The organism is Acinetobacter sp. F16 (genome assembly GCF_052712855.1).
The window spans coordinates 41,366-62,291 of sequence record NZ_JBRATK010000007.1 but is presented as its reverse complement, the minus strand read 5'-3'; the positions used below and the strand labels follow the sequence as shown (position 1 = coordinate 62,291).

Sequence of the window (20,926 nt, the reverse complement as noted above, 5' to 3'; positions counted from 1 at the left end):
AAGCCGCTTTAGGAGAAAAACATTTAATCTTAACGATTAAAGTCATTCTGGGTATTCTGTGGAAAATTATCTTCTTCGAAAGAAGGTTGATAATCTTGATCGAGATGTTGAAGATGTTCGTGCATAGCGCGTTCATGTTGAATACGTTGATAAATTTCTTCACGATGAACGGATACTTCTTTTGGAGCATTAACGCCAATTCGAACCTGATTTCCTTTAACACCAAGCACAGTTACACTGACCTGGTCCCCAATCATTAATGTTTCTCCGACACGTCTAGTCAGAATCAGCATGTTTATCTCCTTGCAAAATGCTAAACCTGCAATTGATCTAAAATGTAAAAAACACAACCTTAAATATCAAAGAAAATTTTAACAAAGCAATGTGACAAACCTCGTCCCATACAGCGTTTTTGCTAAAATTTTCTTAAAAGCTCTTGGCTAATATAACAGAGCCACTATAAGAAAAACTATAGTGGCACTGTTTTTTTCTACTTTTTTAAAAACTGTCTAACAATGACAATTTTTGTCAGTTTTTCCGATGTTATGCACGTACGCTTGATTCGCCATGCTCACGATCTAGACCAAAAGCAGTGTGTAGGGTGCGCACAGCAAGCTCTAAATAATTTTCTTCAATGATCACGGAAATTTTAATTTCTGAAGTAGAGATCATCAAAATATTGATTCCTTCTTCAGCGAGGGCAGTGAACATTTTGCTTGCCACACCTGCATGTGAACGCATACCTACACCAACAATCGATACTTTTACGATGTCGGAACGCGTTGCAACTTCACGAGCACCAATTTTTTTAGCGGTATCTTCAAGAATTGTTTTGGCTTTGGTCAATTCACCACGGTTAACCGTAAAGGTGAAATCAGTTGTACCATCTTCTTCAACGTTCTGGATAATCATATCCACTTCAACGTTAGCATCGCCAATTGGACATAAGATTTTAGCTGCAATACCCGGTTCATCAGGCACACCTAAAATAGTCAATTTTGCTTCGTCACGGTTAAATGCGATACCAGAGATAATTGGCTGTTCCATGTTGTCTTCCAATTCAGTCGTAATAAGTGTACCAACGTTTTGTTTAAAGTCTTCGTCAAATGCGCCATCGTCGTCATTATCAAAACTAGATAATACACGTAAAGGCACTTGGTATTTACCAGCAAATTCAACGGAACGAATTTGAAGAACTTTAGAACCCAAAGATGCCATTTCAAGCATTTCTTCAAAAGAAATACGATCAACTTTTTTTGCTTTAGGTGCAACACGAGGGTCGGTGGTATAAACACCATCCACGTCTGTGTAAATCTGGCATTCATCCGCTTTCAGGGCAGCAGCAAGTGCAACACCAGAAGTGTCTGAACCACCACGACCTAGAGTCGTTGTATTGCCTTGTTCATCAAAGCCTTGGAAGCCGGCAACAACCAGCACACGACCTGCGTCTAGATTTTCAGTTAAAACATCAGTATCAATTGCTTCGATACGTGCTTTAGTGAATGCGCTATCTGTTTTAATGCCAACTTGGCGACCAGTGAGCGACTTTGCTTCAACACCAATAGAATTGAGTGCCATCGCTAACATAGAAATCGTAACCTGCTCACCGGTAGAGACCATTTGGTCGAGTTCACGCGGGTCAGGGGTTTCGGTAATGGCCTTCGCTAAAGCAAGTAGACGATTGGTTTCGCCACTCATTGCTGATACAACAACCACTACCTTGTGGCCGTGGTCATGCCAGCGCTTTACACGACGAGCAACATTTAAAATGCGCTCGGGAGTACCCATAGAGGTACCGCCATATTTTTGAACGATTAATGCCATAGTTGTTCCATAAAAGCCATGACCCTGATGTACCTATCAGGGTCCGTTACACAAAAAGTGAAGTCTTATTTTGCCTCAAGCCAAGCAGCTAAATCTGCCATCACTGGTGCAAACTTCTCGTTAAGTGGCGCGCCACCTTGTGCCAAGTCAGGTTTACCACCACCTTTACCACCGAGTTCGGTCGCCAAGTGTTTGATGATGTCGCCTGCTTTAATGTTTGCAGTGAATTCTTTTGCCACAGAGGCAAGCAGGCTGACTTTATCGCCTTCTACACCCGCAAGCACAATCACTGCATTGTCTAATTTAGATTTCACACCATCATGCAGGTTACGAAGTGATTTCGCATCCATATTTTGAACGGTGGTAATCAACGTCGAACGACCTGCAACAGTTTGAACTTGGCTTAAAAGTTCAGCTGCCTGGAAGTTCGCAAGTTTTTGGTTTAGTTGCTCAATTTGTTTTTGCAATTGGTGGGCAGTTTCAACAACGGCTTCAACTTTTTCTACCGTTTGATGATTTTGTGCTTTTAACAGACCATTGATGTATTGAACATCACGATCGGTTTTTTGCACAATTTCCACTGCTTTAGTACCGGTTACTGCTTCAATACGACGTACACCCGCTGCAACACCACCTTCAGAAGTGATTTTGAACAGACCGATGTCACCAGTGCGTTTCACATGGATACCACCACAAAGTTCGATCGAGAAGTTTTTTTCTTCAATGATTGAACCCATAGAAAGTACACGGACTTCATCGCCATATTTCTCACCGAACAACATCATCGCACCTTTAGCTTTCGCAGATTCGATATCAAGCAGTTCAGTAGATACAGCAGTATTGGCAATCACTTCAGCGTTAACTAAACGTTCAACGTGTTGTAGTTGTTCAAATGTCACCGGTTGGTCATTGGCAAAGTCAAAACGCAGGATGTCGCTTGCAACCAATGAACCTTTTTGTTGTACATGAGAACCTAGCACTTGGCGTAGGGCGGCATGTAACAGGTGAGTCGCAGAGTGGTTACGCGCAGTTGCAGCACGAATGTCAGCTTTAACAGTAGCTTCAACGCTTTGAGAAGCTTTTAAGCTACCCATGGTCACGATACCTTGGTGTACAAATGCACCACCAGATTTCTTGGTATCTTGAACTTCGAAAATACCGGTATCATTTTTGAATAAACCTGTATCACCGATTTGACCACCGCTTTCTGCATAGAAAGGCGTTTGGTTTAATACGATAAGAGCTTCATCACCCTCAACAACTTCATCAACTTGTTCGCCATCTTTATAGATTGCGACAATTTGACCTTGACCAACAGTTGCGTCATAGCCTTCGAATTGGGTTTCGCCTTCAACTTTCACAATGCTATTGTAGTCAACTGCGAATTTACCTGCGTCACGTGCACGTTGACGCTGTGCAGCCATTTCAACTTCAAAGCCAGCTTCATCGATGGTCAAATCACGTTCACGTGCGATGTCAGCAGTTAAGTCAGTCGGGAAGCCGTAAGTGTCATACAGTTTGAATACTGTTTCACCCGGAATCACATTGCCTTTTAAGTGAGCCAGTTCGCCTTCAAGCAATTTCAAACCTTGCTCTAAAGTTTTTGCAAACTGTTCTTCTTCTTTGAGCAATAACGCTTCGATACGTGATTGTTGTGCTGCAAGTTCAGGATAAGCTTCGCCCATCACTGCAATTAAAGGTTGCAACATTTTGTGGAAGAATGAACCTGTCGCACCCAGTTTGTTACCGTGACGAACCGCACGGCGGATAATACGGCGAAGTACATAACCACGACCTTCATTTGAAGGATTTACACCGTCAGCAATCAGGAAGCAGCATGAACGTGCATGGTCAGCCACAACTTTTAAAGATGCAGGGTATTCAACTGGTTTGTTATTTGCAGCAGCTTCAGCATCAATAGCGGTCGTATCCATGCCAATGATTTCTGCAGCTGATTTTAATAAGTTTTGGAATAAGTCGATTTCGTAGTTTGAGTTTACATGTTGTAAAACTGCCGAAATACGTTCCAAGCCCATACCTGTATCTACAGATGGAGCAGGGAGTTCATGTAACACGCCATCTGCGGTACGGTTGAACTGCATGAATACGTTGTTCCAGATTTCAATGAAACGGTCGCCATCTTCTTCAGGTGTACCTGGTAGGCCACCCCAGATATGATCGCCATGGTCAAAGAAGATTTCAGAACATGGACCACAAGGACCGGTATCGCCCATTGCCCAGAAGTTGTCTGATGCGTATTTTTCGCCCTTGTTGTCGCCAATACGGATAATGCGGCTTGCATCTAGACCAATTTCTTTGTTCCAGATGTCAAATGCTTCGTCATCAGTATGATAAACAGTGGCATAAAGTTTATCTTTAGGAAGCGCTAACCATTCGTCGCCAGTAAGGAATTCCCAGGCAAATTTGATGGCATCACGTTTAAAGTAATCACCAAATGAAAAGTTACCTAACATTTCAAAGAATGTATGGTGACGTGCTGTATAGCCGACATTATCTAAGTCATTGTGTTTACCACCGGCACGTACACATTTTTGTGAAGATGTTGCGCGAACATAATCACGTTTTTCCAAACCAAGGAAGCAGTCTTTAAACTGGTTCATCCCGGCATTGGTAAACAATAAAGTCGGGTCATTGGCGGGTACTAGTGAACTCGACGCGACACGTGTATGCCCTTGCGATTCAAAGTAACGCAAAAATGCTTCACGAATTTCAGCTGATGTCATAAAACGAGTACTCACAACCAAGTCACTCCATATTTCGTATTGGCGAGTAGTGTACCGGGCATTTTCATAGAAGATGAACTGTCTCAATACACTGGGCTTAAAATTTTAAAACGCCAAATTATAACGGAAAAAGCTGCATGCACCAATCACTTTCAGGTGAATTAGTGACAATTCTCTGTATTGGATATCTAGGCGTATTGAGGTCAATCCAAGCTTTAATTTATAACAGAGAATTGCTATAAAAGTTGAACAAAAGGTTGAATGAATATTTTTAGCTGGCTTTTTCTGCTGCTTATTTTTGGCAAAACTACTTTATCAAGTGCGATAGCGTGTGACTGACGCACTCTATTGAGTAAATAGAGGCGAAGAAATGGTATCGGTTTTCGGTTGAAATCTATTAACATACACAAGTGTTTACATCTACCCAAGAGTTAAGGATATCTGATGCAACGAGTAGCCATTAATGGTTTCGGGCGAATTGGTCGCAATGTATTACGTGCTTGGTTTGAAAATCCGAAGGATTTTCATTTTGACATTGTTGCGATTAATGATGTTGCAGATGTAGAAACTTTGCTACATTTATTTAAATACGATACCACGCATGGGCGTTTTAAAGGCAAAGTTGAAGTATTGTTGGAAAATGAACAGATTTTTTTGCATATTTCAGCCGGTCTGGCGCAATTGAAAGTACAGGTATTTTGTCAGCCACAGCCTGAACACTTGCCTTGGAATGATTTAAATATTGATGTGGTGCTTGAATGTACCGGTTTGTTCCGTTCTCGTGAAGCGGCAACTCGGCATATTACAGCAGGGGCGAAGCGCGTGATTATTGGCGCTGCGCCTTTTGACAGTGTTGATGCGGCCATTGTCTATGGCGTAAACCATTATGAAGTCAAAGACACGGATCAAATTATTTCCAGCGTATCCTGTACCACGCAGGCCCTGGTGCCTTTGGTAAAAATCATTGATGATGCTTTCGGAATTGATAGCGCTTTAATGACAGAAATTCATGCGGTAACAGCGGATCAATCGGTACTGGATCATGCGCATCGCGACCTGCGTCGTGCGCGGGCTTCCGGACAAAATATTATTCCCACTACTTCTTCAGCATTGGGTGCGTTAAAACGTGTGATGCCAAAAATGGAAGACCGGATTGATGGTTATTCAATTCGTGTACCCACCATTAATGTGGCAGCGATTGACTTAACTTTTGTTGCTCAATCGCATGTCACAGTGCATAAAATTAATGAAGTATTAATCAAATCGGCACGGCATGATTATGCGGAAATTATGGATGTAACCGATGAGCCTTTGGTGTCATCTGATTTTAATCACTCACCTTACTCTTTAATTGTGGATTTAAGCCAAACCATGGTGGTTGGGCATCAGGCAAAAGTTTTGGCTTGGTATGATAACGAGTGGGGCTATGCCAATCGTTTGCTGGACTTGTGTGAGTCGTTTACCTCATAAATTTAAGGCACGTTACAGATTTAACGTGCCTATATTTAGGTGACTATATTCTTAATCAAGAGTTCCTTCCTTGACACGCTATATGGATCATGGAAGTGAACTATTCAGGATGACAATCAAATTCTAAAAATAGAACAAATCTTAATAAATTGATTATATAAACACCAATAAAATGATGTTTTAATTATTTTTGATCGATTAATAAATATAAGTTCAGTGTGATAAAAATATAATCTATTCAGTACGTTTACGTAATTTAAAATGGTTTTTTGATCGTTTTAGAAAAAGGCCAAGCTTGTTTACAGTAATTTTAAATAGAAAAAATAAATTGCTTGAATCAAGCTTTTAAAAAATCCACATCATTCATTCGCCATGATGTTGAATAATAACTAAATAAGAGAAGAGCAGCACAGCTATGTTGATATTCATATGGGGTTTTATTCTCCTTTTAGCCATTGCAGTCATTTTTTTGATTTGGGCTCAGTTTACCAATCAGAATGATGCCTTAAGTGAAATGCAATTGAATCTACAACTCGAAGAAAAAGTGATTCATTTGGAACTGAACTTAAAGAAAACCTTGGAAATTATGCAGGACTTGGCCAAAAAGATGCACATTCAGCAAGAAGTGCTGGATAAAACCAGCGCTAAACTGAGTCAAGTCGAATTGCAAAATGCCGAATTGGTGGGATTGTTGGCAAAGGCGGTCAATTCTTCGGACAGACCCTCCGTATAAATTCATCCTTTTTAAGGTTTAAATAAGAACGAATCTTAAAATGGCTGCTGAGGTCATGCTAATCAAAACGGTAGGTAGTAATGAAAAACGAGAAGCCGCGATGAGGGTAATCACAATTGCAAGCAGGTCAGCCGGGTTGTCCTTGACAAAATAAGGTGCAATTACAGAAATAAGCACACAGCCGGGAACAACCTCTAAAATGCGTTTTTGGCGATTTGTTAAAGTCTTATTTTTTAATAATACATAGCCTAAGACACGGGTGAGATAGGTCGTTACTGCAATAAAAACAATAGCAATCAGCGTTGCGGAGTGAATCATTGTTCATCTCCCGTTAAAAAGAACGCAGATATGATTCCAGAAATTGCGCCAATGGGTACATACCAGCCTTGCGGTAAATATAAATAAGCCAAAGCAGCGGCAACCAGACTGACTAGCCATGGGCGAGCCGCTTGAACGCCTTTCCACATACTGCGCAATAGCACCAAAAATACCGCAGGGAATGCCATATCAAAACCGAGGCGATTAATGTCACCCAGAACCGGGCCAATGATTGCACCTAAGCTGGTAAAACCGACCCACATGATATACAGGGCAAAGCACAACCCTGCATAAAATGGCATGCAGAATGCGTGTTGATCACCCCAGATCGATTGTCTCTTTTGCGCGTCGGCTAAACTGACTGCCCAACTTTCATCGACCATAAAAAACAGGGCCGGAAAAACCTTTTTATTGGGCAAATGGCGCAAATAAGGCACCAAACTCGCGCCCATAAGTAAATGTCGGCTATTTACCAAAAAAGTAATAAACATCAGCATGAAAATATTGGGTGGATTGGTCCAGACTTCCAGAATGGCAAATTCAGAACCGCCTGCAAAATTCATTCCGGTTAATAATGGTACTTCTAAGAAGCTAAAACTTTTCTGTGTGGCTTGAGCACCTAAAACTAGTGCAAATGGAATAATGCCCAGCAGCATAGGAACAGACGTTTTAACACCACGCTTAAATTCAACATAATCATTTGAATACGTTAAATCTTGAGCGGTATTTTTGAACGTCAACATGCGGTTTTACCTAAGCGAGAATATCTGATTTGCAAGAAGGCTATTTTATGAGTGTTGGCGTGGAATTTTTCGCTTAAATTAGCTTGATTTAGATTGAATTGAGCATTAAAAATTAACAATTGCTGTTTTATTGAAATTAAATTTTTAAGTAGGGTGAAATGGATCAAACCGATAAACATATATTAAAAGCCTTACAGCAAAATGGAAAGTTGCAAAATAATGAATTGGCTCAAGTGATTGGATTATCTCCATCACCGTGTTTACGCCGGGTAAAACAACTGGAAGATGATGGCATCATTGAAAAATATGTGGCTTTGGTCAATTCGGCGAAAGTGAATTTGGGTTTAACGGTTTTTGCACGCATCTGGCTGAAAAGTCAGGACGCTGAAACTGTGGATCAGTTTGTAGATGCGATTCAGGATATGCCCGAAGTTGTAGAATGTCAGTTAATGGCGGGGGATTGTGATTTCTTCTTGCGCATTGTCGTGGCTGATTTAGATGCGTACCGTCAGTTTCAGATTCATCATTTAAATAAAATTTCAGGTCTGCAAAATGTGAAAACTGAAATTCCATTACAAAAGATTAAACAAACCACTGAATTGCCCTTGGGTTAATAATAAGCAGTTTTAGCCTCATCTTTGAGCGGTGTAACTGCTTTAGTCGAATTGGGCTATTTTTGTCTGATTAAACAATAAGTATTCCGCCTGTTTTTGTGAAAAAGTCAGGTGCACAGCCAAAACTATCGTGCTAGACTAGGAGAAATCGGGTGTGCTCCCGATTTTTTTATGCGGATAACTTCCGCTCTGACAGAATTTAGGTTTACAACATGCCCATTTCAGAGACATGGTTATTACCTGATGGTGTAGCTGATGTATTACCAGAACAGGCGCAAGTGATTGAAACTTTGCGTCGTGACGCACTAGATTTCCTCGCATCTCGAGGTTATCAATTGGTGTACACGCCATTTATCGAATACATCGAATCTCTATCTTCTCTTTCAGAATCGAATCAAGATTTAGACTTAGCCACTTTTAAAGTCATCGACCAGTTATCCGGTCGTTTGCTTGGTGTGCGTGCCGATATGACACCACAAGTGGCTCGTATTGATGCGCATGTACATCCAGTTGATGGTGTGGCTCGTTACTGCTATGCGGGAACGGTTTTACATACGAAACCACAAGGGTTTAATACCACACGTGCACCATTGCAATTAGGTGCAGAGCTATTTGGTTCAGACAGTATTGATGCAGATGTCGAAATGGTTGATGTCATGCTGGGCTTGATTGAACAAGCCGGTTTGGCAGATGGTACCCATCTAGATTTAGGGCATGTCGGTTTGTTCCGTAGTCTGGTGAAACATGCGGGCTTGACCAAGGCTGTGGAAAGTCATCTTTCAGACCTTTATCAACGTAAAGCATTACCTGAACTGGCTGAATTTACCCAAGAATTAAAATTTGGTGCAGATTTTTATACACTAGGTCGCTATTCAAGTGATTTGGATGCATTACAAGCCAATTTAAGTGCTGAAATTTTCGCAGATGAAGCATTCAAGCAAGCCTTTGATGCCTTGAAGACCACTCAAATCGAAATTCAGTCACGTTGGCCAAATCTGCATATTGGTATTGATGTTGTAGAATTACGTTCATACCATTACCACACTGGTTTAATGTATGCAGTCTATGCACCAAACCGTGCGGCTCCACTGGCTCAAGGTGGTCGCTATGACGGTATTGGCGAACATTTTGGCCGTGCACGTCCTGCAACAGGTTTTAGTTGTGACTTATATGCATTAAGCGCAGGTCAATTTAAAGATTTAAATGTGGTTGTTGCACCCAAGGGTACCGATGCAGATTTGCTTAAAGCAATTTCAAATGCACGTACACAAGGCTTTGGTGTAATTCAATTACTTGGAAATGACAGTTTAAACTCGGTACCGCACGCAACTCACCAATTGGTGAATGTGGCAGGTGAGTGGAAAGTCGAAAAGATTTAATGACGTGAACTGGTTTTAGCTAACCTATTCAAGTTTTCAATTTTAACAGCATGATGCAATGAGGCTATTATGGGCAAAAATGTTGTGGTACTCGGTACCCAATGGGGCGACGAAGGTAAAGGTAAAATCGTTGACCTGCTCACAGATCAAGCGGCTGCGGTAGTTCGTTACCAAGGCGGACATAACGCGGGTCATACACTCGTGGTTGGTGGTAAGAAAACCGTATTACACCTCATTCCATCTGGTATTTTACGTGATAACGTACTTTGCTTAATTGGTAACGGTGTTGTACTTTCACCTGCTGCATTAATCGAAGAAATGGACATTCTTGAGAAAGAAGGCGTTCCAGTTAAAGAACGTTTACGCATTTCTCCAAACTGTCCATTAATCTTGCCGAACCACATCGCGCTTGACCAGGCACGTGAGAAAAAACGTGGTAATGCGAAAATTGGTACCACTGGTCGTGGTATTGGTCCAGCATATGAAGATAAAGTTGCTCGCCGTGCAATCCGTGTTGCGGACTTGGTACGTGGTGGCGCTCATCTTAAAGCTCAACTTGAAGAGCTTCTTGAATACCATAACTTCCAGTTGACTCAATTCTACGGCGTAGAAGCGGTTAACCTAGAAGAAGTATTGGCACTTTGTGACCAATGGCGTGAAGTGGTTGCTCCATTAGTGATGGATGTTACCAAAGAATTACATGATTACCGTAAAGCGGGTAAAAAAATCATGTTTGAAGGCGCGCAAGGTTCACTTCTTGACGTTGACCACGGTACGTATCCGTATGTCACTTCTTCAAACACCACTGCGGGTGGCGTAAGCTCAGGTTCAGGTCTGGGTCCTTTGCACCTTGACTATGTATTGGGTATTACCAAAGCTTACACGACTCGTGTAGGTGCAGGGCCATTCCCAACTGAACTTGTTTACGATGCTGCTAACGATGTTGGTGATGCAATTGGTAAACACTTGGGTACAGTAGGTTCAGAATTTGGTGCTTCAACTGGTCGTCAACGTCGTTGCGGTTGGTTCGATGCAGAAATTCTTCGCCGTTCAGTAGATGTAAACTCACTTTCAGGTATTTGCCTCACTAAACTTGACGTTCTTGACGGTTTAGAAGAAGTGAAAATCTGTGTAGGTTATGAAGCTGCGGATTCTGGTTGTATCGGTTCTTCTGATGCGCTTGCATTCGAAACTTTAAAACCAATCTACGAAACGATGCCAGGCTGGTCTGAGTCGACTTTCGGCGCGAAATCAATCGAGCAATTACCTCAAGCTGCACTTAACTATGTTAAGCGTCTTGAACAACTGATCGAATGCCCAATCGACATTATTTCGACTGGTCCAGACCGTGAAGAAACAATTGTTTTACGTCATCCATTTGATGCTTAATTTAAGCTGATACCCAGATGATAAAAAAGCCTCGCCATTTGCGGGGCTTTTTTGTATTTACTCTTTTGAAATGCAGTCAGTGAATATATGGGGGGAATTTTGCCAAGACTAAAGTTGCATCAGAGAATACTGTTTAAATAACTGGCACTTGTTAGAATACAAAACATAAGATAAATGGAAGGTTGTGCGGGATGCATAAGAATATTTCAGCAACGATATTTTATTCCTTGCTATTTGCCATGGGTGGTGCGCCCACAATTGCGATGCTGATTATTCAGGCACAAACCCAGGATCCCAATATTATTTATAATGCATTTATCGGTTTAAGTGTAATTATTGCCTGTATTTTAGTCCCATTAATCCTGATTCAAAATGCTATTTTATTTTTCAAGAGAAAAAATGAGCAGCTTGAGCAGAAAATCAAGCCATTTTGCCAAGTGTATTTGGTTTTGAATGTTTTATGTCTTATTTATTGGCTTAGTTTTCAGTTTCTTAAATGAGTGCAGTTACATAAATGATATGAATATGGATGGAATAATAATTTAAAGCTTATCCACTATTACCCTATAATCTGCTTAAAACTGATTATCTGTTTTCAAGGTGGAGATTATTATAATGAAGAGCAAACTCGTTTTAAGTTTGTGTGCAGCGAGTGTGATCACTATTTCGGGTTGTACCACTGTCGCGGAAATGGCAGGGGCGGATTCATCGACATTAAATGTAGCTGCGGCACAAGGTTTTAATAAGACAGTTCAGGAAGCGAGTGCAAATAAAACCTTAGATACATCTTCAGCCACTTATAAACGCATTAATTCGGTATTTTTACGTTTAAAACCTTATGGCGATCAAATCAATCAAACAGGTCAAAAGTTTGACTGGAGACTTGCTGTTCTAAAATCAGATCAGGTGAATGCTTATGTCGCACCTGGTGGTAAAGTGGTGTTCTATACCGGAATCGTGAGTAAATTAAACCTGACTGATGCGGAAATTGCAGCAGTGATGGGTCACGAAATGGTGCATGCTTTAGAGGAACACTCTAAAAATAAAATTGGTCAACAAGCATTAACTGACTTGGCTTTAAGCATTGGTCTAAGTGCTGCGGGAAGTAATGTGGGGCAGTTGGGTAGTGCGGCTGCTCAGTTGGGCGCGCAAGTGGGTGTAGGTTTGCCTTATTCACGTAGTTTGGAAAGCCGTGCTGACCAAGGTGGTTTGATGCTGATGGCGCGTGCAGGCTATAACCCACAAGCTGCTATTACACTTTGGGAAAAAATGAATAAATTGGAAGGTGCGGGCGGTGCCTCATTCTTGTCGACTCACCCTTCAAATAGCCAGCGTATTGAAGCAATGCGTAAAAACTTGCCAGCCGCACAAGCGATTTATAACAAACGTTAATTGTGATTTGGCTCATTAAAAAGGATGCAATATGCATCCTTTTTAGTTTTTTACCCTCATCCCCTTACGGAATATATTCCTCATCCCAAAGGGAGACGGAGATATATGTTTATGGAGCAGGATTTGGCTGTTGACGATGGATATCCTCAATGCCTTGTAAAACTTCTGCTGATAAATCAATTTTGAATGCTTGGATATTTTCTTTGAGTTGATCCAGGTTGGTTGCGCCAATAATGGTACTGGTCACAAAGAACTGCTGTTTAATAAATGCCAATGACAGTTGGGTCAGGGTTAAGCCATGTCGTTCAGCAAGTTGAGCATATTGTTCGGTTGCCCATTCACTCTCTGGATTGCTATAGCGACTAAAACGTGAAAATAAGGTAACGCGTGCATTTGCAGGGCGCGCACCATGACGGAATTTTCCGGTCAAATAACCGAAAGCTAAAGGGGAATAGGCAAGGAGTCCCACATTTTCATAATGGGCAATTTCGGACATGCCAATTTCATAGGTACGGTTGAGCAGGCTATATGGGTTTTGTACGCTGACAAATTTTTCCAGGCCTAATTTTTCAGCCAAATGTAAAAACTTCAAGGTTCCCCAAGGGGTTTCATTGGAAAGGCCAATATAACGAATACGGCCTTTTTTAATTTCATCACTTAAAGCGCTTAAGGTTTCTTCTAAAGCCGTGATTTCTGTATTCTGCTGAGCTTCAGCATTACTATAACCGAGCTTGCCAAAGAAATTGGTTGGACGTTGTGGCCAATGCAGTTGATAAAGGTCGATATAATCGCTCTGCAGGCGTTTTAACGAACCATCTATGGCTGAGCTAATCTCTGCAGCGGTAAAGCGGGTTTGTCCGTCACGGATGTGGCTGCCGCCTTGTGAGGGACCCGCTATTTTTGAAGCAATAAAAAGCTGATCTCGATTGCCGCGCTGTGCAATCCAATTGCCAAGGATGGTTTCAGTTGCACCTTGCGTTTCAGGTTTCGGCGGCACCGGATACATTTCAGCCGTGTCCCAAAAAAACAAGCCTTGATCTAAAGCATATTCAAGTTGCTCAAAGGCCTCTGCTTGGCTATTTTGCTCACCAAAAGTCATTGTGCCTAAACAGATTTCAGGTACAAGAATGCCTGTATTGGCTAAGGGTTTAAGTTGCATAGGGCTTGATCCTTGAATTTTTATCATGAAATTTTAAATGGCTTAAGCCTAACTGATTTTTTGATCAGCGTTAAATCATGAATAGTTTTAAAGTTGTCACAAAATTTACAAAAGGATAGGCATAAAAATCAATGTATAAAAAAAAGCAAACCCTAAGATTTGCTTTTTTCATGAGCGCTAAAGAATAAAAACTTATTCTTCGTCTTCAAGCTCGTCTACAGCGACATTTGCATCTTCAGTTGAAACATCGAAAATAAGAATGGCTTTACCATCCGTTTCGATCATGCCTTGTTCTTCAAGGGTTTTCAAAACGCGTCCCACCATTTCGCGGGAACAACCGACAATACGGCCAATTTCTTGACGCGTAATACGGATTTGTCGGCCATTAGGTAAAATCATGGCTTCCGGTTGAGAAGAAAGATCGATTAAGCAACGCGCAATACGGCCAGAGACATCAATAAATGCCAGGTCAGTCACTTTACGTGTGGTATTTTTTAAGCGACGGACCAGTTGGGCAAATACAGCATAGCTCAGGTCTGGATACTGTTTGCTTAATTCGTGGAAGTTATCATAGGTGATTTCAGCAATTTCACAGACGTCACGTGTACGGACTTCCGCAGTACGTTGTGGATTTGCTTCAAAGAGACCCATTTCCCCAAAAAAGTCTCCTGCATTTAAATACGCAACCACAATCTCACGTTCATCATCTTCACGTAAAATAATGGATACTGAACCTTTTAAAATTAAATAAAGTGATTTTGATTCAGTGCCTGCGTCAATAATTGCAGTACGTTTTGGATAGCGATTTATATATGCACGTTTTAATAATGCTTTGACTGACTCTGGTAATTGACCAGGAGAAAGTGCATCAGTGCTAAGTTGTGAAAAGCTTGCAGTCATGCTAACGGTTCCGAATATGGATAAGTAATAGATCGCACAGACCTAAAATGAACTTGTCACATAGAAGAGATGAAATTCCTTATCAACTCAATTTATGTTAGTGTACAGGTACTTCGTAAATTTATAGCTTTTTTCAGGTAGTTGCAATGCAAACAAGCGTACATTGGCTAGAGAATGTTGCTTTTGAAGCAAAATCAGAAAGTGGTCATCACATTGTCATGGATGGTGCTGAGGCATATGGTGGTGAAAACCGTGGTCCACGTCCCATGGAGCTGATATTAATGGGACTTGGTGGCTGTGCTTCCTTTGATATTGTGACTATTTTAAAGAAATCACGCCAAGATGTGACAGGTGTTGTATGTCAGCTCAAAGCGGATCGTGCCGATACGATTCCTGCAGTGTTTACCAAAATTCATTTACATTTTGTCGTGACCGGTAAAGCAGTGAAAGAAAAACAGGTGGCTAAGGCTGTTGAACTTTCTGCTGAAAAATACTGTTCAGCAAGCAAAATGTTATCCGATGGTGGCGTTGAAATTACCCACGATTTTGAAATAATTGAAGCTGCATAATAAAAAGTTAATGGCAATTCCAAGTGAATTGCCATTTTTTATGAAAAATAAAACTTAAAAATATTTTATAAAATACAATTGGTGCAAGCTTAATGCACATTCTAAAAAAACAGTTTCATTACTTCATATATTTGCCTTATTTAAATTCAATTTCCCCGCTTCAGCTAAAATCAAAACTTTGATCAATTTAATGAGCTTCTTAATATAAATTAAAAGCAAAGATATAATTTTTAAAAACTTATCTGCTATTCAATCGTAAATAATTCATCCAATTGCTTAAACCTAATGATGAAATATCTTTGAAATAGAATTTGATACACAAGATATTAGAATTACCTTGAAAAGAAGCGCTCAAATACCCATATTATAACTAAAATCCATGTTTTATCTTGATTGCTTTAGTTATTGAAAATTAAAATATTTTTTAAGAAATTTTATTGAAAAATATCAAACCATTCCCATCTATTATCCAAGTACAGAATTTGTTGTGAGGAAAATAAGAATGCGTTTTGAAAAATTTACAAATCGCTTGCAGCAAGCTTTATCAGATGCTCAATCTTTAGCCATGGGTAAAGACAATACCTCTATCGAAGGTATTCATATTTTATCGGTGCTATTGCAGGAGCCTGCCAATATCAGCTTGCTACAGCAAGCCGGGGCAAATCTACGAGATCTTCAGACCAAGCTAGATCAAGCGTTGAATAATGCAGCGACCATTGCCAATCCAACAGGAGACATCAATCTTAATCCTGAAGCGGTACGTGCCTTAAATCTGGCAGACAGCTATGCACAAAAAGCCGGAGATGAGTTTTTATCGACCGACTGGGTGCTGCTCGCTTTAGCGGAAACCGGTGCAACCAAAACTTTACTGAATAATGTAGGCGTAACCTCTGAAAGTTTACGCAAAACAATTGAAAATATTCGAGGTGGTGAAAAAGTCATGAGTAATACCCACGAAGATCAACGTGATTCACTCAATAAATACACCATTGATTTAACTGAACGTGCCATGTCCGGCAAACTGGATCCTGTGATTGGGCGTGATGAAGAAATCCGCCGTACCATTCAGGTTCTGTCACGTCGTACCAAAAATAATCCGGTACTGATTGGTGAACCGGGCGTTGGTAAAACTGCAATTGTAGAAGGCTTGGCTCAACGAATTGTCAATGGTGAAGTACCAGAAGGCTTAAAAAGTAAACGTGTTTTATCTTTAGATTTGGGTTCATTGCTGGCTGGCGCAAAATATCGTGGCGAATTTGAAGAACGCTTAAAAGCAGTTCTGAAAGATCTGGCCAAATATGAAGGCGAAATTATTCTCTTTATTGATGAATTACATACCCTTGTTGGTGCCGGTAAAGGCGAGGGTGCCATGGATGCAGGCAACATGCTGAAACCTGCATTGGCACGTGGTGAACTGCATTGTGTGGGTGCAACGACTCTAGATGAATATCGTCAATTCATTGAAAAAGACGCTGCACTGGAACGCCGTTTCCAGAAAGTTTTGGTGGATGAACCGAGTGTTGAAGATACCATTGCGATTTTACGTGGCTTGAAAGAGAAATATGCAACACATCATGGTGTTCAGATTCTGGATTCGGCCATTATTGCTGCTGCGAAAATGTCGCATCGTTATATTACCGATCGTCAATTACCCGATAAAGCTATTGATTTAATTGATGAAGCAGCTTCGCGTATCAAAATGGAAATTGACTCCAAACCGGAGCCACTTGACCGTTTGGATCGTCGTTTAATCCAGTTGAAAATGCAGCTGGAAGCAGTCAAACAGGATGCCGATTCAGTCAGTAAGGCTGAAGTGTCACACCTGGAAAAACAGATTGCTGAAGTTCAGAAAGAATATAGCGATTTGGAAGAACAGTGGATCGCCGAGAAACGACTGGTTGAAGGTACAAGTCAGGCACAAGTTGAATTGGATAAAGCGCGTACGGCTTTTGAAAAAGCCCAACGTGAAGGGGACTTGGCAGAAGCCAGCCGTTTGCAATATGGGGTGATTCCTGAATTGCAAAAACGACTTGAAAGTGAAGAAGTTGCTGAAGAAAACAATGAAGAGCCAAAACTCATTCGGACCAAAGTAACCGAGAATGAAATTGCGGAAGTGGTCAGTGCTGCAACCGGTATTCCAGTGGCAAAAATGTTGCAAGGTGAACGTGAAAAACTGCTTCACATGGAAGAATTTTTGCATAACCGTGTTGTTGGGCAAGATAAAGCGGTAGTTGCAGTCTCGAATGCAGTACGTCGCTCACGCGCAGGCTTATCTGACCCGAATCGTCCAAGTGGTTCATTCTTGTTCCTTGGACCAACAGGTGTGGGTAAAACTGAATTGACCAAGGCTTTGGCCAACTTCCTTTTTGACAGTGATGATGCCATGGTTCGTATCGACATGAGTGAATTCATGGAGAAACATTCCGTGAGCCGCTTGGTCGGTGCACCTCCAGGATATGTAGGTTATGAAGAAGGTGGTGTATTAACCGAAGCTGTACGTCGCAAACCTTATAGTGTGGTGTTGTTTGATGAGGTAGAAAAAGCGCATCCAGATGTGTTTAACATCTTGCTGCAAGTTCTTGATGATGGACGCTTGACTGACTCTCAAGGCCGTGTGGTCGATTTTAAAAACACCGTTATAGTCATGACCTCTAACTTGGGTTCGCAGGATGTACGCGAATTAGGTGACAATCCATCCGATGAGGAAGTTCACTCAGTGGTAATGAGTGCGGTTTCTCAACACTTCCGTCCAGAATTCATTAACCGTATTGATGAATTGGTGGTGTTCCATTCATTGAAAAAAGCACAAATTCGTGGCATTGCAGATATTCAGTTGAATCGTTTGCGTTCACGTTTAAGTGAAAAAGACATGCGTCTTTCTGTGGATGATAGTGCTTTTGATCAATTGATTGATGCTGGTTTTGACCCTGTGTACGGTGCGCGACCATTGAAACGTGCAATTCAACAGCAGGTCGAAAATTCCTTGGCTCAAAAAATCTTGAGTGGAGATTTTCTACCTGGCGACACGATTTTGATTAAAGGTGAAAATGGTCATCTTGAGTTTGAAAAAATGAAATTAAGTTAATCACTTGCTTAAGATTAAAATATAAAAACCCAGCCTCGGCTGGGTTTTTAATTTGTACCTTTATCGTATTTATTGTTTAGATACGTAAAGCTAATTGCAATTTATCAATTCATGGTTCTAATATTGCATCCGAATCTACAACCTGGATGTGTAGATCATAGCTTTATAAAAAAACAAAAAAGTGTTTGCTGGATAGCAAGCGAAAGGGATAAGAACTATGATGGAATTTAAACTTTTACGGCAAATAAAAAAGGAGCCGTATAGTCAGTATAAACATACCGGTGCTGTGACAATACAAGAAATCAAACGTATGTATGATATTTACCAAAAATATTATGCCAATACCCGTTATGAAATTTTTGAACGGGATTTCTTAGAAAAAACGGGTGTTTTCTTTATTATTGAACCTAAAAACAAACAAATCGTTGGCTTCTCTACCGTTATGGAACGTGACTTCGTGGTCAATGGTAAAGCTCGCCATGCCTTTTTTAGTGGTGACACCATTATTGAGCAAGCTTATTGGGGAAATCGTGCTTTAACGCGTGCCATGTATCGTTATATCGTTAGTTTTAAACTGCGATATCCACTTACACCGATTTACTGGATCTTAATTTCTAAAGGCTTTAAAACCTATCTATTGCTGGCGAACAATTACTACAGTTATTATCCACACTATGGTGAAAAGAATTCGCATTTACAAGACTATGTGGATTCGTATTGCCGACAGTATTTTGCCGAATATTATGACAAAGCCTCAGGTCTACTCAATTTTGGTGAAGATTATCAGCCCTTAAAAGCAGATGTCGCACCCATTACTACAGACTTACGCGAGAAAAACACCAAAATCGCATTTTTTGAAGATAAAAATCCGACATGGGAGGAAGGGACAGAATTGCCCTGTATTGGTGAATTACGCTGGAGTGATCTATATCGCTTTATTAGCCGCTTTATGACCAAAAATATGAGTGTGGGCAAATTGGAAAGTCAAATGCCACGAAAGCGTCCATTACATATTGCTTCGGATTCAGATTCTAAGGTAGCGTAACTATGGGATTGCTGCTGTCAGCTTCACATCAAATATTGGAATTCGCCTGCCGAAAAGCATTTCAGCGTTATCGGCAGCAAGCGAATGATCTAGAAGCGGTACAACGCCGAAAATTAGATCAGTTCTTAACACAACATACTTCGCAAAGTTTAAGTTATGAAGCGTTTGTAGAAAAGTATCCAATCACCCGTTATAGCTATTGGAAAGAAAAAATTGAACAGTCTCGCCAAAGTGGCAAAAACTGTTTGGGGCGGGAAAAAATTGTTCGCTTTCAACCCACCAGTGGTTCAAGCGAAGCGCTGAAATTTATTCCTTATACGCAAAGTTTTTTAAATGAATTGGATGAAGCCATTGGCTTATGGCTCACTAATTTATATCGTGAACATCCACAACTAAAAAATTCAACCCATTATTGGTCAGTATCATGGTTGCCGGAAAGTCAACGTAAATTGTTAGAAAACAGTAATCTGAATGATGATAGTGCATTATTGAATGTCTCAAAACGTGTTTTAAGTAAAATTACTCAAGCTGTACCGGCTGAAATTGCCTTGGCAGAGTCGGCCGAAGACGCGATGTTTGCGACCGCCGTATTTTTAGTAGCAGATAAAAATCTAGGCATGATTTCAGTGTGGAGTCCAACTTTTGCGCTGCAATTATTGGACGTGATTGAACAAAATCAAAATGAAATTGTGAACGTGCTGAGAATGGGGCAATGGAAGCGTCGCAGTCTGGATTATTTAAAAGCCCCCCAATCATCAGAGCAGAGTTATAAATTACAACGTTTAGATTTAAAACAACCAATGGCTTGGGCCGACCTTTGGCCTAAATTGACATTAATTTCCAGTTGGGATACAGCAAGTGCTGAACGCTGGGCCAAAAATTTACAAGATCGTGTAGCAAATGTCGCTTTTGAAGGCAAAGGTTTATGGGCAACAGAAGGGGTAGTCACGATACCTTTTGATAATCGTTATCCGCTCAGCTATCAGTCCCATTTTTACGAATTTTTGAATTTGGAGAGTGGTCAAACCGTCCCTTCATGGGCGCTCAAAGCGGGTGATATTGTGAGTCCTGTTATTACCACAGGTTCTGGACTGATCCGGTATGTGATTGATGACGAACTTGAAGTGACCGGTTTTTATGATCAAGTCCCATGTTTTTTGTTTTTAGGACGAAAGATGACGGTCGATCTGGTCGGTGAAAAAATTGATCAAATTACCGCACAAAAAGTATTGGCAACATTTCAACAAGAAGATTATGTCCCGGTAAGTTTGTTAGGGATTGAGTTTTGTGAAATTAAAAAACCTCACTATGTTTTATTAAGTGAAGGTAATTTAGCCAAGCAACCTTCAGCGACACAATTAGATGAATTGTTAAAAGAAAATTTTCATTATGAGTTGGCGCGAAATTTAGGTCAATTAGATGAACCTGAAGTGAAACATGTAGATGATGCTTGGCATTACTATAAAACTTTGGCAATGCATAATGGAATGATCGAAGGGAATATCAAACCTGAACCATTGAAGAAAATGAAAACAAAAATAATTTAAGTATATTCGAGTAAA

18 protein-coding genes are annotated in these 20,926 nt (G+C 40.7%); 11 read left to right on the top strand and 7 right to left on the bottom strand.

Going from position 1 to position 20,926, the window contains the following annotated elements:
- Positions 1 to 29: 29 nt before the first annotated feature.
- From csrA to alaS, 3 genes are all read right to left on the bottom strand, one after another.
- Positions 30 to 293, bottom strand: coding sequence for a carbon storage regulator CsrA (gene csrA / locus ACU0NF_RS05990; protein WP_067723263.1), 264 nt, complete (start codon positions 291 to 293; stop codon positions 30 to 32).
- Between the two features lie 250 nt (positions 294 to 543).
- The gene (locus ACU0NF_RS05985; protein ID WP_131383530.1) at positions 544 to 1,824 is read right to left on the bottom strand and encodes an aspartate kinase; all 1,281 of its coding nucleotides are present in this window, start codon (positions 1,822 to 1,824) and stop codon (positions 544 to 546) included.
- A 65-nt stretch (positions 1,825 to 1,889) separates the two neighbouring features.
- Complete coding sequence (gene alaS, locus ACU0NF_RS05980; protein WP_445660457.1) at positions 1,890 to 4,583, bottom strand: alanine--tRNA ligase; 2,694 nt, start codon at positions 4,581 to 4,583, stop codon at positions 1,890 to 1,892.
- Positions 4,584 to 5,012: 429 nt separating this feature from the next.
- Here alaS and ACU0NF_RS05975 point away from each other — a divergent pair, with 429 nt between their 5' ends.
- Together ACU0NF_RS05975 and ACU0NF_RS05970 are read left to right on the top strand one after the other, a co-directional pair.
- Complete coding sequence (locus ACU0NF_RS05975) at positions 5,013 to 6,038, top strand: type I glyceraldehyde-3-phosphate dehydrogenase (protein WP_445660456.1); 1,026 nt, start codon at positions 5,013 to 5,015, stop codon at positions 6,036 to 6,038.
- Positions 6,039 to 6,453: 415 nt separating this feature from the next.
- Positions 6,454 to 6,771 carry a hypothetical protein gene (locus ACU0NF_RS05970; protein ID WP_131267420.1) on the top strand — a complete coding sequence of 106 codons (318 nt, stop codon included), beginning with the start codon at positions 6,454 to 6,456 and terminating at the stop codon, positions 6,769 to 6,771.
- A gap of 18 nt (positions 6,772 to 6,789) precedes the next feature.
- Here the strand turns inward: ACU0NF_RS05970 and ACU0NF_RS05965 are convergent, their stop codons facing one another.
- Positions 6,790 to 7,089 (bottom strand): AzlD family protein, encoded by a 300-nt coding sequence (locus tag ACU0NF_RS05965; RefSeq protein ID WP_131319285.1) that lies wholly within the window; start codon positions 7,087 to 7,089, stop codon positions 6,790 to 6,792.
- Positions 7,086 to 7,832 (bottom strand): AzlC family ABC transporter permease, encoded by a 747-nt coding sequence (locus ACU0NF_RS05960; RefSeq protein ID WP_445660455.1) that lies wholly within the window; start codon positions 7,830 to 7,832, stop codon positions 7,086 to 7,088. The genes ACU0NF_RS05965 and ACU0NF_RS05960 overlap by 4 nt, the downstream gene beginning before the upstream one ends.
- Before the next feature lie 158 nt (positions 7,833 to 7,990).
- On the opposite strand from ACU0NF_RS05960, the gene ACU0NF_RS05955 reads away from it, so the two are divergent.
- The 5 genes from ACU0NF_RS05955 to ACU0NF_RS05935 all read left to right on the top strand — a co-directional run bounded on the left by ACU0NF_RS05955 (position 7,991) and on the right by ACU0NF_RS05935 (position 12,606).
- The gene (locus ACU0NF_RS05955) at positions 7,991 to 8,446 is read left to right on the top strand and encodes an Lrp/AsnC family transcriptional regulator (RefSeq protein ID WP_445660454.1); all 456 of its coding nucleotides are present in this window, start codon (positions 7,991 to 7,993) and stop codon (positions 8,444 to 8,446) included.
- A gap of 212 nt (positions 8,447 to 8,658) precedes the next feature.
- Positions 8,659 to 9,825, top strand: a complete 1,167-nt coding sequence (locus ACU0NF_RS05950) for an ATP phosphoribosyltransferase regulatory subunit (protein ID WP_131383520.1) — start codon at positions 8,659 to 8,661, stop codon at positions 9,823 to 9,825.
- Positions 9,826 to 9,894: 69 nt separating this feature from the next.
- A complete protein-coding gene (locus ACU0NF_RS05945; protein WP_370983018.1) occupies positions 9,895 to 11,214 on the top strand; it encodes an adenylosuccinate synthase in 1,320 nt (439 codons plus the stop codon).
- Between the two features lie 191 nt (positions 11,215 to 11,405).
- On the top strand, positions 11,406 to 11,714 hold the full coding sequence (locus ACU0NF_RS05940) for a hypothetical protein (protein ID WP_131319277.1): 309 nt from the start codon (positions 11,406 to 11,408) through the stop codon (positions 11,712 to 11,714).
- A gap of 115 nt (positions 11,715 to 11,829) precedes the next feature.
- Positions 11,830 to 12,606, top strand: a complete 777-nt coding sequence (locus tag ACU0NF_RS05935) for a M48 family metallopeptidase (protein WP_445660453.1) — start codon at positions 11,830 to 11,832, stop codon at positions 12,604 to 12,606.
- Positions 12,607 to 12,715: 109 nt separating this feature from the next.
- Here the strand turns inward: ACU0NF_RS05935 and ACU0NF_RS05930 are convergent, their stop codons facing one another.
- Entirely contained in the window at positions 12,716 to 13,765 is a 1,050-nt protein-coding gene (locus tag ACU0NF_RS05930) for an NADP(H)-dependent aldo-keto reductase (protein WP_445660452.1), read from the bottom strand.
- A 192-nt stretch (positions 13,766 to 13,957) separates the two neighbouring features.
- Positions 13,958 to 14,665: a cAMP-activated global transcriptional regulator CRP gene (gene crp / locus ACU0NF_RS05925; RefSeq protein ID WP_131383510.1), complete on the bottom strand. Its 708-nt coding sequence runs from the start codon at positions 14,663 to 14,665 to the stop codon at positions 13,958 to 13,960.
- Positions 14,666 to 14,811: 146 nt separating this feature from the next.
- On the opposite strand from crp, the gene ACU0NF_RS05920 reads away from it, so the two are divergent.
- The 4 genes from ACU0NF_RS05920 to ACU0NF_RS05905 all read left to right on the top strand — a co-directional run bounded on the left by ACU0NF_RS05920 (position 14,812) and on the right by ACU0NF_RS05905 (position 20,911).
- Positions 14,812 to 15,234 (top strand): OsmC family protein, encoded by a 423-nt coding sequence (locus tag ACU0NF_RS05920; RefSeq protein ID WP_131383508.1) that lies wholly within the window; start codon positions 14,812 to 14,814, stop codon positions 15,232 to 15,234.
- Between the two features lie 502 nt (positions 15,235 to 15,736).
- Positions 15,737 to 18,319, top strand: coding sequence for an ATP-dependent chaperone ClpB (clpB, locus tag ACU0NF_RS05915; protein ID WP_445660451.1), 2,583 nt, complete (start codon positions 15,737 to 15,739; stop codon positions 18,317 to 18,319).
- A gap of 217 nt (positions 18,320 to 18,536) precedes the next feature.
- Positions 18,537 to 19,364, top strand: a complete 828-nt coding sequence (locus ACU0NF_RS05910) for a hypothetical protein (RefSeq protein ID WP_445660450.1) — start codon at positions 18,537 to 18,539, stop codon at positions 19,362 to 19,364.
- A gap of 2 nt (positions 19,365 to 19,366) precedes the next feature.
- Positions 19,367 to 20,911: a GH3 family domain-containing protein gene (locus ACU0NF_RS05905; protein WP_445660449.1), complete on the top strand. Its 1,545-nt coding sequence runs from the start codon at positions 19,367 to 19,369 to the stop codon at positions 20,909 to 20,911.
- The last annotated feature ends 15 nt before the right edge of the window (positions 20,912 to 20,926 follow it).